Source organism: Saccharophagus degradans 2-40 (assembly GCF_000013665.1).
In the GTDB taxonomy this organism is placed as follows: domain Bacteria; phylum Pseudomonadota; class Gammaproteobacteria; order Pseudomonadales; family Cellvibrionaceae; genus Saccharophagus; species Saccharophagus degradans.
Window position 1 is genome coordinate 4,626,425 of the sequence record NC_007912.1, and the last position, 16,216, is coordinate 4,642,640.

Consider the following 16,216-nt stretch of genomic DNA (forward strand, 5'->3'; position numbering starts at 1 on the left):
AGAAATAGTTTCCAGCGAAGAATTAAAATGCCCAGCCCAACTGCACGCCACCACCTTCACTCGCCGAGCCTTTCAAATAACTGAACTCAAACACAAAGCGCGTTACCTTGTACGCCAATCCCACAGAGTAAGAGTAATCGCGTACACCGGTCATATCCATTTGATAACCTGCGCGAAAATCCCAACCCCAAAAGGGGGTAAACTCCACCCCGATTGCTGCATCTTGGTAGGGTGCCTCACCCGCAAGGGGTTCAATTTCATTTAGATCCATATCTACACCAATTTGAAATAGGCTATTGGTGTAGGCCACCCCCATGCGCGAACGCGGGCGCAGGGTAACTTCATCCACACTGGTAGATTGAAAATCGTGTGGCACCACGTCTTTAATGGCCATACCTATACGGTAGTGTTTGGCAAACTCAACAGCCACGCCAATATCGCCATTGATGGTGTAATGGGATTTATAATTGTCGTCGAAATTCAAATCGCCGTCGCTGTAGCCGCGCGACTCGCGATATACATCTACCCTTACCGCTTTTGGCGTTGCACCAAACGAAACAGGTAAACCCATTACGTCAATTTCTTTCGCAAACGCAACGCCCCATTCGGTAAGCGCCACTGCGCCAATATCTACCGACGAGCTAAGGGAATCATTTGGGTCTATGAGGTTGCCATCGTCATCAACTAACTCGGGGTCGATATCGGCAAGGGTGCCACCGGCGGCAATAATATCCATTGCACTCTGGTAGCGGTCTACAACGGCGCGATCTTGCTCGGGCACGGTAGCTCGACCACCCGCCATAATGCGCGTACCAAAGAAAAATGCACCGCCTTCTCTGTCGCCAGGTTCGCTAATATTAAAACCAATAAAATTATCTAAGCCAATATCTTCGTTGGCCAAGTCATCAATGGCACCATCTAAATCGGTAAGCGCTGCAGATACTTGGCCTGCACTTGCGGCATCTTGATTGGCGTTAAAGTTATCTACTGCAGAACTTAATGCTCCGTCTAAATCTTGGTCGGCTATATCCACCGCTTCGCTGTATGCGCCGCTGGCTTGCAGAATAACAATGGGGACAAATAAACGGCCATCGCGGCTGCTATCTTCGTCGCCGTCGTGCAAAGCAAGTAATGCAGGGTTATAAAAAATAGCATTTTCGGTGTTGCCCGCAGCCACTCCCACACTGCCCATCCCCATGGCTCTCGCATCGTAAGTACCGTAACTAATAGACCAAGCAGGAGCACTCATGCACGCGGCAGTAGCAGCCGCCAAAAGGTTAGCTCGTAAAATGGGGAAGGTAGGTTTCATAGGGGCATCCAGCTATTACTATAAAAAAGTGGCTATTAAGTGTTGCTCTAAAATGTGGCTCGTCGAGATTCACAACAGCACATAACTTATTCTAAACACCTATAGCATATGCGAAGGCGCGACCGGTCACATTCTGGCAAGTGATCTCACTAAACACCAGCGCTTAGCGCGCAACAGGCGAAAAAAACAGAACATGTTAGAATGCCGACTACAGATTACAGAGCCCCCGCCATGCCCACACCAACTGCCTTGCCGCCACTTTCCCTTTACGTGCATATACCTTGGTGTGTAAGAAAGTGCCCCTATTGCGATTTTAATTCGCATGCGGCGCCCAGTGAATTGCCCATTGACGACTACCTCGCCTGCTTAAAACAAGATTTGCTGCACGACCTAGATCAGGTGCAGGGGCGCAAAATTCACAGTGTATTTTTTGGCGGTGGCACACCGAGCTTGTTCCCCGGCGTGGCCATTGGCGACTTGCTGGCCTTTGTAGCAGATAAAATAGGCTTCGAAGCTGGGGCAGAAATAACTTTAGAAGCCAACCCCGGCACAGCAGAGCGCGGCAACTTTACCAGCTTGCGCATGGAGGGAGTAAACCGGTTGTCGCTGGGCGTACAAAGCTTTAACGATGACCACCTGCAGCGCTTAGGGCGTATTCACGGCCGTGATGAAGCACTCAATGCCTTCCAATTAGCGCGCGATGCGGGTTTTAACAATATAAATATAGACCTAATGCACGGCCTGCCCGAGCAAACGCCAGAGCAAGGGTTAAGTGATTTACAACAAGCTATTGGTTTGGGGCCAGAGCATATTTCGTGGTACCAGCTTACCATTGAGCCCAACACCCACTTTTATTCCCACACGCCGGTATTACCCTTAGAAGACACGCTCGAGTCCATTCAAGAGCTAGGGCACGAAGCGCTGCAAAGTGCAGGCTACCTGCGCTACGAAACCTCTGCCTATGCCCAAAACGCCAAGCGCTCAGCTCACAACCTAAATTACTGGCAGTTTGGCGATTACTTGGCCATTGGCGCCGGTGCGCACGGTAAAAACACCACGCTTACCCCCAATGGCCTAGTAATTAGCCGCAACCGAAAAACGCGTCTACCCAAAGATTACTTAGCCGCAGCCAAAAGTACCGCCAATGGCAACCCATTTTGCGCCAAGCAAAGCCTTATCGACCCGAGCCAACTACCGTTAGAGTTTATGATGAACGCCCTGCGGCTAATGGATGGCGTTAAAGCAAGTACTTACTTCGAAAGAACGGGCTTAGCGTTAGAACCGCTAGCCCAAACACTTGCCGACCTGCGCGCACAGGGGCTGATGATTGACAACCCCAACACGCTAGCCAACACAGAGCTTGGCCACCGCTACCTCAACGCCATCCTAGAGCGTTTTTTGTAACTGCAAATCTATTCCAAACCCGCCTATAGGGGCGCAAATTGGCTGCTACACTTGATAGACATGCTTTATTAATGATGCCCCTATATTTATGCTGTTGCTTTTCCAACGCGTGCGTAACCTGCCCCTTACCGCGAAGGCTTATATCACCATTGTGATAGCCGCCGCTGTAGCGGTAGCATGGGTAAGTGCAGTGGAGTGGTCGATAGCCACCAATAAGCACCAGCAGCATATTGCTACCGCCACTAAAAACGCGCGCCAGCAGTTAAATCAGGCTATTCAAACGGGCAACCAATTAGTGCTTGAGCACTGTTTAACAAATCTTGTCGCGCAATCCATTATTAAACGCGCCACCCTAATTGGCCCGAGCAGCCGCCAAGAAAAAACTTCCCTCAACTACGCCACCTCAGAAGGGTTTAGTACCCTCAGAGAACCGCTCGACGCAGGCTGGGTGCTGGAAATGCAAGTTTCCACTGGCATGACGGCTTTTTTAGAGCGCTTAGTTATCGATTTGGTGGGCATATTACTCATTACAGGCGCACTGCTGCTTTATGTGCGCCTCGCACTTGTAAGTAAATTATTGCAACTTAACTTTGCCGCGCGCACCTTGAATTTAGAAAACCTCAACCGTTCGCTGCTGCCCAAAAAAAGTCGTCAACCGCAAAAACGTGCAGCGGACTCACAGGACGAGCTCGACAGCTTATTACAAGCGCTAGAGCGAATACGCTTAAGCATGCTGGAAGATAGAGAGCAACGTCGCACCGTAGAATTAGCGCTAATGCGCGAAAAAGAAGAAAAAATAGAAACCCGCCGACTAGTACAAGAAGCAGAAGCCGCTAACCGCGCGAAAAGCCAATTTATTGCCACCATGAGCCACGAAATTCGCACCCCCATGAACGGTGTAATAGGTATGGTGGAAATGCTGCGCGATACCACGCTGGACGATTCACAGCGCCACTATTTAGGCATTATCGAGCGCTCTGGCGATTCGTTAATGAATATAATTAACGACATTCTCGATTACTCCAAAATTGAAGCGGGTAAAATGTCGTTAGAGCATATGCAATTCGATTTAGAAGAGCTGCTCGAAGACTGTGTGCAAATGTTTAGCGCCTCTACCGACAAGCGCAACATAGAGCTTATTTGCAGTATTTCCCCCAATACACCCAAACAACTTATGGGTGACCCTACACGCTTAAAACAAGTGCTGGTTAACCTCATTGGCAACGCTTTTAAATTTACCAGTGAAGGCCATATTTACGTAGAAGCTAGGCAAGTTAACGCCAGTGATGCCGACCTACCCATGATTCACTTTTCGGTAGAAGACAGCGGTATTGGGATAGAAAGCAATCAACAGGAAAAATTGTTCGACGCCTTTTGCCAAGCCGATGGCTCCACCACGCGCAAATTTGGCGGCACAGGTTTGGGGCTGACAATATGTAAACAGCTTGCAGAAATGATGGGCGGTGAAATTGGTGTTTACAGCAGAGAAAAAGCCGGCTCAACATTTTGGTTTTCGGCAGTATTTACCCATGTAGAAAAGGCAATTAACGAGCAACCGCCCCAATCGCTAGCAGGTAAAAAATTACTCGTTGTTAATCAATCAAAAATTGTCGAGAAGGTTATCGCCAGCCATGCGGCAGATTGGAACATCGCCTGCAGAATTGTGCACAGTGGCGAGAAGGCGCTAGAAGTAATTAGCGGGCAACATCATTACGACTTTATTATACTTAGCCAAGACCTACAGGATATGCCTGGGCTTGATGTGGCAGATAAAGTTCGCACCCTCGCCGCTTACAGCTCAACCCCTATTTTTCTCGTTACCAAAGTGCGTAAAAGCCAATTACCAGAAGACAGATTACATACCATAACCGCGCTTCTACCCTACCCACTGTCTATACATAAAATAGAAAACTTGCTGCAAACCAAACCTACACACACCGTCGTAGAAGAGCAAAAAACAAATACGCAGGCGACCACCGTAAGCGAAGGCCCACTGCATGTATTGGTAGCCGAAGACAACCCAGTTAATCGCATGGTGATTGAAGGCTTGCTCGCCAAGTTTGATATTGCCCCCAAATTTGCCGAAGACGGGCTACAAGCACTCAATGCAGTTACCGAAAGCCCCACGCCTTACGATTTAATTATTATGGACTGTGAAATGCCGGAAATGGATGGGTTTGAAGCCACGCGCAGTATTCGTACTTGGGAATCGAATAACAATCAGCCCGCTACCACAATTATTGCGCTAACAGCCCACGTAGAAGCCGAGCACCGCCAGCGCGTGTTTGATAGTGGAATGAATTATTACTTAAGCAAGCCCGTGACTATGGAAAAGCTTAGCGAAGCGCTCACCACTGCTGGGCTAGCGCCACAAATTGCGAGCTAGGCAAATATCGAGCGACACAAATGCTTTAACGTTGCCAGCGGTGAAACTTTTCAACCCACTGTAATAAGCGCTGCGGTGCGTGGGCCTGCTTCCATTTACCCGCTGCCGCTTTATTGGCCTCACTCCAGGTTGGGTAGCTGTGTACCGTACCTAAAATAGCGTTTAAGCCTTTGCCGTGTTTTATAGCCGACACAAATTCGGTGATCATTTCGCCACCGTGGCTGCCCACTATTACCGCCCCTAAAATGCGATCTTTGCCTTCTTCGGTAAGCACTTTTACAAAACCGTGCGCTTCGCCTTCTGCAATGGCACGATCTAACTCTACGAGTGAATACCGCGTTACCTCGTAGTGAACACCACGCTTTTTCAGGTCCATCTCACTGGCACCAACGCGCGCTATTTCTGGGTCGGTAAACGTAACCCAAGGTAGCGCACTGTAATCCACGCTAAACGATTTAAACCCGCCAAACAAAGCGTTCACACTGGCATACCACGCTTGATGGCTGGCCGCATGGGTAAATTGGTAGGGGCCAATCACATCGCCACAGGCATATACCGTTGGAATGGATGTGCGCAGAAACCTATCCACCAGTAACTTGCCTTGCTCGGAAATCGCCACACCAATATTTTCTAATCCAAAACCCTGCAGCCGCGGCGTGCGCCCAAGGGCTAGCAGTAATTGGTCGCATTCTAGGTGTTGTGTGTTTTCGTTTTGGCTAATCGTTAACACACTTTTACCTTCGCCTGCGGCCACGGCGGTAAGCTCGGCGTTTAATAAAACCTCCACGCCTTCATTGCGCAGCGTATTTAATGCAAACTCAGCCACATCGGCATCTTCTTTTGGCAACAGTTGATCACCGCGCTGCACCACCGTTACCTGCGATCCAAGGCGCGCAAACGCCTGCGCCATTTCACAGCCAATAGGGCCGCCGCCGGCAATGACTAACCTGTTAGGTAATTGAGTTAAGTTCCATACAGTATCGGTGGTGAGGTAATTAATGGTGTCCAAACCTTCAATTGGCCGCACGCTCGGCGCCGCGCCGGTTGCCACAATAATATTTTTAGCCGCCAGCACCTTGCCGTTCACCCTTACTTCATAAGGCGAAATAATTTCGGCCTCACCCTGCACACAATCTACCCCCAAAGAGGTGTAGCGCTCCACCGAGTCGTGCGGCTCTATTTGCTTAACCGCGCCTTTTACGTGTTGCATCACCTTGGCAAAATCAATCTCTGGCTGGGCGTTTATCCCCAAGTGCTGCGCGTTGCGTGTTTGATGGGCCACTTTAGCGGCTTTAATAAGTGCCTTGCTCGGTACACAACCGGTATTTAAGCAGTCGCCGCCCATTAAATCTTTTTCTACCAATATCACTTTTGCTTTAACCGCCGCGGCAATATAAGCCGCCACCAAACCACCACTGCCAGCACCAATCACAATTAAATTGGCATCAAAGTGCTTGGGCTTTTTATATTTAGCCAAGGTGCGCTTGCGTTTAACCGCTTCCACAATCGCTTTTGCCACCCATGGAAACAGAGCAAGTAAAACCAAAGAACCTATAATTTGCGGGGTGAAAATTGCCCCCATAGAAATGGAATCTAACGCCCCTAACGCTACCCCCGCGTTCACATACAGCAATGTGCCCGGCACCATGCCTACTTGGCTTACCCAATAAAAGGTTGTTGCGCGCATATTGGTTAAACCGAATACGGGGTTCACAACAAAAAAGGGCACCAAGGGAATTAAGCGAATAGAAAACAAATAAAAGCTGCCTTCGCGCTCTACCCCTTCGTTAACGCGTTCTAAGCTTGTGCGAAAACGACGGGTTACCCAATCGCGCAGCAAAAGCCGCGATACCAACATATTAACCGTGGCACCAATGGTGCTGGCGAAGCTCACCAATAAAAAGCCCCACCACAACCCAAACACAGCACCGGCCAGCAACGTCATGGCACCAGTACCGGGTAAGCTAAGTGCGGCAACCATAAAATACAGTAGGGCAAAAATGGTGGATGCCATAACCGGCGATTGCGCCACCCAATCGCGCATTAAACCCACGGCAATATAGCGGTCTAAATCAAAATAAAAGAACGCGCATACACACAGCGCAACAACTAACAGCACTCCAATTTTTTTAGGGGTCATGCAAACCTTTGCTTAATAATGTTGAAAAACGTGAATATTTAGCCCGCGCAGATTAAACTTAGGCAAAACGTAATGGGTTTTGGACCCCGTTGAGCCGAATGGTTTCTTAAACTACCGACCTCTGCGTACTTTTCTTGTCATACTCCGTACATACCATAACGGTTTTATGACATTCCTCCGCTGGTAACACACACTATGATTGAAATGAACTCTGCAGACTCCGACCTACCCGAATTAGATGATTCTGCACCCAGTATCAGTTTGGATGACCCCGCGTACTATATCAATCGCGAACTCAGCCACTTAGCTTTTAATCAACGTGTACTGGAGCAAGCGCTAGACGAAAGCCACCCCATTTTAGAGCGGCTAAAGTTTCTGCTTATTTTTAGCTCAAACCTCGATGAGTTTTTTGAAATTCGCGTTGCAGGCCTCATGCAAAGTATTAAGTTTGAGCGTGAAACCGCAGGCTTAGACGGCGCACACCCCAAAGAAACCCTGCGCGAAATTAGCCGTATTTGCCACGAAACGGTGGAAAAACAGTATGAAATACTGAATAACATCTTGTTTCCTGCATTGGAAAAAGAAGATATTCGCTTTTTGCGTCGCAGCGAATGGTCTGATGAGCAAAGCGCGTGGGTAAACAACTTTATTGAAACCGAAGTACTGCCCATTATTAGCCCCATAGGCTTAGACCCTGCGCACCCCTTCCCGCGATTAGTAAACAAAAGTCTTAACTTCATTGTAGAGCTAGAAGGTAAAGATGCCTTTGGCCGCGATTTAAACTACGCGATAGTGCCTGCACCGCGCACCTTGCCACGCATCATCAAATTGCCAGAAGACTTGGGCAACCCCGGCCACAACTTTATTTTCTTGTCGTCGATGATTCACGCCCACGCCGACCAGCTCTTCCCCGGCATGGAAGTAAAAGGCTGCTACCAGTTTCGTTTAACCCGCAACGCCGACCTCGACGTAGACGTAGAGGGTATTGCCGATTTAGCCCGCGCCCTGCGCGGTGAATTGCACTCTCGCCGCTTTGGTACCGCCGTACGCTTAGAAGTGGCCGACAACTGCCCTAGCGAACTTACCGACTTTTTATTAAAAGAAACTGGCTTAACCGAAGACGACCTGTACCGTGTAGACGGGCCAGTTAACCTCAAGCGCCTAATGCGCGTGCCATCGATGGTGGGCCGCACAGATTTACTCTACCCGCCGTTTACCCCCAGCATGCCCAAGGGTATGAGCCGTAAAGACAACATTTTTGATGCGATTGCACGCAAAGATTACCTGCTATTGCACCCATTCGAGTCGTACGCGCCGGTAGTGCAGTTGTTGCGTCAAGCCGCCAAAGACCCAAACGTAGTAGCCATCAAGCAAACCCTCTACCGCACGGGCAACTTATCATCGGTTGTGGATGCCCTTATCGACGCCGCGCGCAACGGTAAAGAAGTCACCGCCGTTGTAGAATTGCGCGCCCGTTTCGACGAAGAGGAAAACCTCGAGCTAGCAAGCCGCCTGCAAGAAGCGGGAGCCGTGGTGGTATACGGCGTAGTGGGCTACAAAACCCACGCAAAAATGATATTAATTGTGCGACGCGACGGCACAGAGCTAAAACGCTATGTGCATTTGGGCACCGGTAACTACCACAGCGGCAACGCGCGCTTGTACACCGACTACTCACTGCTAACCGCCGACCCAGTGATGGGCGCCGACGTACACCGTGTATTCCAGCAACTTACCGGTATGGGCAAAACCGAGCGCATGGATAAACTGCTACATGCGCCTTTTACCCTTAAACGCCAGCTATTGCGTTTGATTGACCGCGAAGTACAGGCCCAACGCGAAGGCAAGCAGGGGCGCATTATTCTTAAATGCAACGGCTTAACCGAGCCAAAAACCTTACAAGCGCTGTACAAAGCATCGCAGGAAGGCGTGCAAATCGACTTGATTATTCGCGGCATGTGCTGCTTGCGCCCAGGCATACCTGGGGTGTCCGAAAACATTCGCGTGCACTCTATTATTGGCCGCTTTTTAGAGCACACCCGTGTTTATTACTTCGCCAATGCCGAATATAACGTTTATTGTGCCAGCGCCGACTTGATGGAGCGCAACCTAAACCGCCGCGTGGAAACCTGCTTCCCTATCTGCCAGCCCGAGCTCGCGCAGCGGGTGCTGACAGAGCTTGAACTGTATATAAATGATACAAATCAGCGTTGGGAACTGGATAAAGAAGGGGTTTACACCCGCGTGGAGGCCGAAGAAAGCCGTGCAGCGCAAGCAGAATTGCTACAGAAACTTGCAAATTAGTGGAATGCCCCAAAATACTGAAAATCAACATACGTAGAGGCTTGTGCTGGGCGCACGCTGTCCTTATGATTGGCCTCTTCCAAAAATACACAACAGTGTTTCACATACCAAATTGGTGCAATTTACCTAGTACCCACGTAAATTAATCTAAACTCGATGTGAACAACCATTCTTACCACTGGAGATAATTATGAGTGAAGCAATCGTACAAGTAAGCGATGCTAGCTTTGAGCAGGACGTATTGTCCTCCGATATACCTGTATTAGTTGACTACTGGGCAGCGTGGTGTGGTCCATGCAAAATGATCGCCCCCGTTCTTGACGAGCTAGCAAAAGAATACGAAGGCAAAATTAAAATTTGCAAAATGGATGTAGACGCCAACAAAGAAACACCGGCTAAATACAACATTCGCGGCATTCCTACTTTGATTATGTTCAAAGGAGGCAACGCAGAAGGCACTAAAGTTGGCGCTTTATCTAAAGCTCAACTTAAAGAGTTTATCGACGCGAGCCTATAAGGTTGCAAAGCGGGGGTAAAACCCCGCTCACCTGACGCCACGGTTAATGGTTCGGCGTCTTCTGCATCACCGTATACATTTCCTGCAATAAATCAAAAGTAACACTTTGCACTCTGTAAAGTTTGTGGCTATACTGGAAATATTCAGTGATCGCGCAGCTTCTAGCGACACATCTCAAGCGTTTTGTTAACACCCAGCCAAAAGCACCCTGTTAGCACTAGCCTATTTGAAGCTGTTTCATTTTTTCCGTTCATCCTTCCTGCAGTCTATTATCCCCAGCACGACAGAATGTTTGAACGAAAATTTGTTTGATCCAACCCTCGGACGTTTCCAATTTTTCACACTTTCGAGTGCCAGATAATCCCTAGGGGTAATCTTTGCAAGCGCGATCAAAAAAACAAAAGCATCAACATTCAGAGCAATTAACTTTCGATTCGGCATTCAGCCAAGAACCGTCTAACTCACCTTCACCTAAATCAAAAATTCGTATGAATCTTACCGACTTAAAATCAAAACCCATTGAAGAACTTATCGATCTTGCAAAAGAAATGGGCATGGAGAGCCTAGCGCGCTCCCGCAAACAAGACGTCATCTTCAACATTCTTAAACGCCACGCCCGCAGCGGTGAAGATATCTACGGCGACGGTGTATTAGAAATACTGCAAGATGGCTTCGGCTTTTTGCGCTCTGCAGGCGCTTCTTACCTAGCTGGCCCAGACGATATTTACGTTTCCCCCAGCCAAATTCGCCGCTTTAACTTGCGCACCGGCGATACCATAGCGGGGAAAATTCGCCCCCCTAAAGAAGGCGAACGTTATTTTGCCCTTCTTAAAGTAAACGAAATTAATTTCGACAAGCCAGAAAACTCCCGCAACAAAATTCTCTTCGAAAACCTTACTCCGCTATTCCCTCAGGAACGCCTCGAGTTAGAAACCGGTAACGGCTCTACCGAAGACTTAACCGGCCGCATCATCGACCTAGTAAGCCCCATTGGTAAAGGTCAGCGCGGTTTGATTGTTGCACCACCTAAAGCTGGTAAAACCATCATGATGCAGAATATTGCGCAGGCTATTACGCGCAATAACCCTGAGTGCCATTTAATTGTTTTACTTATCGACGAACGCCCAGAAGAAGTAACCGAAATGCAGCGCTCTGTGCGCGGCGAGGTGGTTGCCTCTACCTTCGACGAACCACCTTCGCGCCACGTACAAGTAGCCGAAATGGTTATTGAACGTGCTAAGCGTTTAGTTGAGCATAAAAAAGATGTAATTATTCTGCTCGACTCCATCACTCGTTTGGCGCGCGCTTACAACACCGTTATTCCTTCATCAGGTAAAGTACTTACCGGTGGTGTTGATGCCCACGCACTAGAGCGCCCAAAGCGTTTCTTCGGTGCTGCGCGTAACATTGAAGAAGGCGGCAGCTTATCTATTGTGGCTACCGCACTTATCGATACCGGCTCTAAAATGGATGAAGTTATCTACGAAGAGTTTAAAGGTACCGGTAACATGGAACTGCACCTCGACCGCAAAATTGCCGAGCGTCGCGTTTACCCTGCCATTAACATCCGTCGCTCCGGCACCCGTCGCGAAGACCTGTTAATGAAAGAAGAGGAACTATCTCGCGTATGGATTCTGCGCAAACTCCTCCACGATATGGAAGACGTAGCCGCCACAGAATTCCTTTCCGACAAGCTAAAAGACTTCAAAACTAACAACGAGTTTTTCTTGTCTATGCGCTCGAAGTAAGCAAGCAGTAAAAATGAAAGTCAAAGCCGCGCACTGTCGCGGCTTTTTTGTTTCTACTCGCCGCTTTTTAAAACGCGACCAAACAAAAGCTTAGGCAGGTAACCAGCTACACGGCCCCCAATCACAGGTAAATCTACTTACTTTAAATTGGCTTAACAGACGTTATTATCTCACCACATACCACTACTCGATAACCAATCACATACTAAATACCTACCTATATCAAACACGCTTAGAGCAATATTGATAAAGGATACAGATCACACCCAATAAACGTTAGAATAACCCCAAATTGCACCCACAAAGCTGGCAAACCGAGAAGATTATGGCCTTTAAGGATTTACGAGATTTTATTGCCCTATTAGAAGAAAAAGGGCAGCTTAAACGTATTAGTCACCCAGTGGACCCGTATTTGGAGATTACCGAAATCTCTGATCGCACCCTGCGTGCAGGTGGGCCAGCCTTGTTGTTTGAAAATGTTGTGGGGCACACTACACCCGTACTGGCTAATTTATTCGGCACGCCCGATCGCGTAGCCATGGGCATGGGGCAAGAGAATGTTGGCGCTTTGCGCGAAGTAGGCGAGCTACTCGCGTTTTTGAAAGAGCCAGAGCCCCCCAAAGGGATGAAAGATGCGTGGGAAAAACTGCCCATCTTTAAACAAGTACTTAATATGGCCCCCAAGCTTATTAAGAATGCCCCCTGCCAAGAATTCGAGGTGAGCGGCGAAGACGTAGACTTAACCGCAATACCCATTCAAACCTGCTGGCCAGGGGATGCAGCACCGCTTGTTACTTGGCCTTTAGTGGTTACCAAAGGCCCGCATAAAGACCGACAAAACCTCGGTATTTATCGCATGCAATTAATTGGCAAGAATAAGCTTATTATGCGCTGGTTAAGCCATCGCGGCGGTGCATTAGATTTTAGAGAGTGGCAACAGCAACACCCGGGCGAGAACTTTCCCGTTTCTGTGGCACTGGGAGCAGACCCAGCAACCATTCTAGGCGCAGTAACCCCAGTACCAGATACACTCAGTGAATACGCCTTCGCCGGCCTATTGCGCGGCAGCAAAACCGAAGTAACCAAAAGCCGCGGCAACGACTTACAAGTGCCGGCTAGTGCCGAGTATATTTTAGAGGGCCATATTGCCCCAGGTGAGATGGCTGACGAAGGGCCGTTTGGCGACCACACCGGTTACTACAACGAAGTGGACAGCTTTCCGGTGTTTACTGTCGAGCGCATTACCCACCGCAAAGACCCTATTTATCACAGCACCTACACGGGCAGACCGCCTGATGAACCCGCAGTATTAGGCGTTGCCCTTAACGAAGTGTTTGTGCCTATATTAAAAAAACAGTTTCCTGAAATTGTCGATTTTTACTTGCCACCCGAAGGCTGCTCTTACCGTATGGCAGTGGTAACCATGAAAAAACAATACCCTGGTCACGCCAAGCGCGTAATGCTGGGAGTATGGTCTTTCTTACGGCAATTTATGTACACAAAATTTGTTATTGTGACCGACGACGATGTAAACGCTCGCGATTGGAACGATGTAATTTGGGCACTGACAACACGTGTAGACCCAATGCGCGATACCACCATGATAGACAACACACCTATCGATTATTTGGATTTTGCTTCGCCTGTTTCTGGCCTAGGCTCGAAAATGGGCATAGATGCTACCAATAAATGGCCTGGCGAAACCAATCGCGAATGGGGCACCACCATAGAGATGACTGCAGAAGTTAAAAATAAAGTAGATGCTATCTGGGATAAGCTCGGCATCGACGATAAATAAATACGCGCTTACGCAATAGGACACGCTATGCCTGAACTAAACCATCACAAAATTAATTATGTGGAATTTGCCACTAAAAATTTAAGCGCGAGCAAATTATTTTTTCAAACCGTATTCAATTGGCAATTTAAAGATTACGGCCCCGAATACAGCGCCATAGAAGAAGGCGGCCTCGACGGTGGTTTTTATCAAGCGGATACTTGCGCCCGCACAGAAAACGGCAGCGCGCTGGTAGTGCTGTATAGCGCAAACCTAGAAGCAACACTACAAAGCGTGACTGCGGCGGGCGGCATAGTGATTAAAGAAATATTTCCCTTTCCTGGTGGTCGCCGCTTTCAATTTCTAGAGCCTGGCGGTAATGAGCTTGCTGTATGGTCTGATATATAAGGCCACACAGCATTCGTTTAATCACTATCACAACACAAATACTAGCGCTCTCGCTGCCACTAGCTCACCTAGTAACAGCGCAGCGATCTACCTACGGATACAATAAGTTTGCATTTAAATCATATTCATAGCTTGCGTGGCATTGCTATTTTATTTGTGGTATTTGGCCACGCGCTTTGGTTTCAATTTAACTGGAGCAACAATCAACCAACCATTACATTTCTAATAGAATTGTTAAGTAATGGAACCATATTGTTTGTATTCGTAGCAGGCTACCTATTTCAATACCTACTACCTAAGTACCACTACCCTAAGTATCTTAAAGCAAAGTTAAAAAACGTAATTACGCCCTACCTACTCATATCTATTCCGGCTATTGCCTATGAAATTTTTATTGGCTCGCCCAGCGATAAGTTCACCCAACTTGAAGACGCCAGCACACCCTTACAAGTGCTTTGGTTTTACGCTGTTGGTGGTGGGCACATAAATTACGCACTGTGGTTTATCCCTATGATTACGCTATTTTTTATTGGCGCCCCGCTATTTGCATTGTGTAACCAATATCCTAAAGCGTACTGGCTGCTCATTCCGTTATACGTACTGGCTTTGGCTGTGCATCGCGAACCCTTTCCTATTATTTCTCCGCTGCGCGCTTTTTTGTATTTTTTACCTATTTACATAACGGGCATGCTTGCAGCCCAGTTCCGCGAAAAGCTCGACCCAGTGTTAACCAAACATGCACCGGCTATTGGCCTACTGTTAGCCGCTATTTTTCTTTGCCAACTTTTTATTAATGAACACCACGGCATTTACAAAACAGAGCACATGTTCGATATGTCAAAGGGGTATATAGACTGGTTGTTACTGCAAAAAACCTTATTGTGCTTCTTCTTGATTGGTATCTACTTACGCTACCCTAAACTTGCAACAAAGCCGATTAACTATTTAGCAGATATTAGCTTTACCGTGTTTTTTATACATGTGTATTTCTTCGCAGCGGTTTATATTATTTTGGGGCATCAACGCTTCGAAGGTAGTTTAGGCCTTTGGTTTGTGCGCGGTTGCGCGTGTATCTTGTTTTGCGTGGTAGCTACTTGGCTTGCAAAGAAAGTGCTTGGTAAATACAGCCGCAGTTTAATAGGAAGTTAGATCATTGTGTAAACATCTACCACTCGCAAAGGGTGGTAGTAGGGGTGCCCGCCCATAAGCCAAATTCTTGCATATAATTTTTTATCTGTTTTTACTCCCACCTAAATAATCCTCTGCTAAAGTTAACAGTGGCTATTCACAAAATGAGGCTTCACTGTTGAAATACCCATTCAAAATACTTACCACTGTTACATGTTTGCTCACTGCTATTTATACGCATGGCGAATCGGTTGATATCACCATCAATAAACCCCGTAGCAATAGCACGTATATGCTAGATCTAATGAAGTTAGCGCTTTCTTATTCCGATAAGCACTATAATTATTTAGAAACGTCAGAAACACTTACCCGCAGTGCGCAGGTGGAAGCGTTGCGTAATGGTGAGCTTACGGTTATGTGGGGCGGCACCTCTGATCAGATGGAACAGGATTTTACCCCCGTTCGCATAGATGGCTACCGAGGCCTTATGAGCTTGCGTTTTTTTATTATTCGCGAAGGGGAACAACACCGATTCGATTCTATTTATAGCGCAAACGACTTAAAACAGTTTAAATTTGGCCAGGGTAAAACCTGGCAAGACGGCAATATTTTGCAGCAGGCAGGTTTTAAAGTGGTAAGAACAGTGAAAAAAGAAGGCCTGTTTCATATGCTAGACGGCGACCGGTTTGACGCCTTTCCGCGTGGTGCCACCGAAGCCTGGGAGGAAGTGGCAAAGTACAAGCAACTCCCCCTCACCGTAGAAAATAAATTGGTGCTCTCTTACACATTACCAACTTATTTTTTTGTGAATAAAAACCACCCGCAATTAGCGGCCGCAATAGAGCAAGGTCTAGAGCGTGCCATTGCCGACGGTCAATTTGACGATTACTTTTATAACAACGATCGGGTGCGAGAATTTCTAAAGCGAGCGCAGCTCGATAAACGTCGAGTAATAAAAATAAATAACCCTTTTCTGCCTAAAGCCACTCCCCTAGATCGAGATGAGTTATGGCTCGATTTAAGCGAGCTTGCAGAGGGGGCTAAAAACTACGGTTTATAGCATAGCCGGCAATACTAGCTGTATATTCGCGCAAT

At 47.8% G+C, this 16,216-nt stretch carries 11 protein-coding genes; 9 read left to right on the forward strand and 2 right to left on the reverse strand.

Translation table 11 applies throughout. The annotated features are described in order from the left end of the window. Nucleotides 1-22 precede the first annotated feature (22 nt). Nucleotides 23-1,309: a conjugal transfer protein TraF gene (traF, locus tag SDE_RS19065; RefSeq protein ID WP_011470120.1), complete on the reverse strand. Its 1,287-nt coding sequence runs from the start codon at nucleotides 1,307-1,309 to the stop codon at nucleotides 23-25. A gap of 231 nt (nucleotides 1,310-1,540) precedes the next feature. Between traF and hemW the strand changes: the two genes are divergently transcribed. Both hemW and SDE_RS19075 read left to right on the forward strand, forming a co-directional pair. Further along, nucleotides 1,541-2,713, forward strand: a complete 1,173-nt coding sequence (gene hemW / locus SDE_RS19070; protein WP_193339777.1) for a radical SAM family heme chaperone HemW — start codon at nucleotides 1,541-1,543, stop codon at nucleotides 2,711-2,713. Between the two features lie 88 nt (nucleotides 2,714-2,801). Continuing rightward, entirely contained in the window at nucleotides 2,802-5,099 is a 2,298-nt protein-coding gene (locus tag SDE_RS19075) for a response regulator (protein WP_011470122.1), read from the forward strand. A gap of 25 nt (nucleotides 5,100-5,124) precedes the next feature. On the opposite strand, the gene SDE_RS19080 is transcribed toward SDE_RS19075, so the two are convergent. After that, the gene (locus SDE_RS19080; protein WP_011470123.1) at nucleotides 5,125-7,239 is read right to left on the reverse strand and encodes an FAD-dependent oxidoreductase; all 2,115 of its coding nucleotides are present in this window, start codon (nucleotides 7,237-7,239) and stop codon (nucleotides 5,125-5,127) included. A gap of 195 nt (nucleotides 7,240-7,434) precedes the next feature. Here SDE_RS19080 and ppk1 point away from each other — a divergent pair, with 195 nt between their 5' ends. From ppk1 to SDE_RS19120, 7 genes are all read left to right on the forward strand, one after another. Then, nucleotides 7,435-9,543 (forward strand): polyphosphate kinase 1, encoded by a 2,109-nt coding sequence (gene ppk1, locus SDE_RS19085; protein WP_011470124.1) that lies wholly within the window; start codon nucleotides 7,435-7,437, stop codon nucleotides 9,541-9,543. A 190-nt stretch (nucleotides 9,544-9,733) separates the two neighbouring features. Next, a complete protein-coding gene (gene trxA / locus SDE_RS19090) occupies nucleotides 9,734-10,060 on the forward strand; it encodes a thioredoxin TrxA (RefSeq protein ID WP_011470125.1) in 327 nt (108 codons plus the stop codon). Nucleotides 10,061-10,548: 488 nt separating this feature from the next. Further along, entirely contained in the window at nucleotides 10,549-11,808 is a 1,260-nt protein-coding gene (gene rho / locus SDE_RS19100; protein ID WP_011470126.1) for a transcription termination factor Rho, read from the forward strand. Between the two features lie 325 nt (nucleotides 11,809-12,133). After that, a complete protein-coding gene (ubiD, locus tag SDE_RS19105; protein WP_011470127.1) occupies nucleotides 12,134-13,606 on the forward strand; it encodes a 4-hydroxy-3-polyprenylbenzoate decarboxylase in 1,473 nt (490 codons plus the stop codon). Between the two features lie 27 nt (nucleotides 13,607-13,633). Continuing rightward, nucleotides 13,634-13,993 carry a VOC family protein gene (locus tag SDE_RS19110; RefSeq protein ID WP_011470128.1) on the forward strand — a complete coding sequence of 120 codons (360 nt, stop codon included), beginning with the start codon at nucleotides 13,634-13,636 and terminating at the stop codon, nucleotides 13,991-13,993. Nucleotides 13,994-14,101: 108 nt separating this feature from the next. Next, on the forward strand, nucleotides 14,102-15,142 hold the full coding sequence (locus SDE_RS19115; RefSeq protein WP_011470129.1) for an acyltransferase family protein: 1,041 nt from the start codon (nucleotides 14,102-14,104) through the stop codon (nucleotides 15,140-15,142). 157 nt (nucleotides 15,143-15,299) lie between these two features. Then, nucleotides 15,300-16,181: a transporter substrate-binding domain-containing protein gene (locus tag SDE_RS19120; protein WP_011470130.1), complete on the forward strand. Its 882-nt coding sequence runs from the start codon at nucleotides 15,300-15,302 to the stop codon at nucleotides 16,179-16,181. The last annotated feature ends 35 nt before the right edge of the window (nucleotides 16,182-16,216 follow it).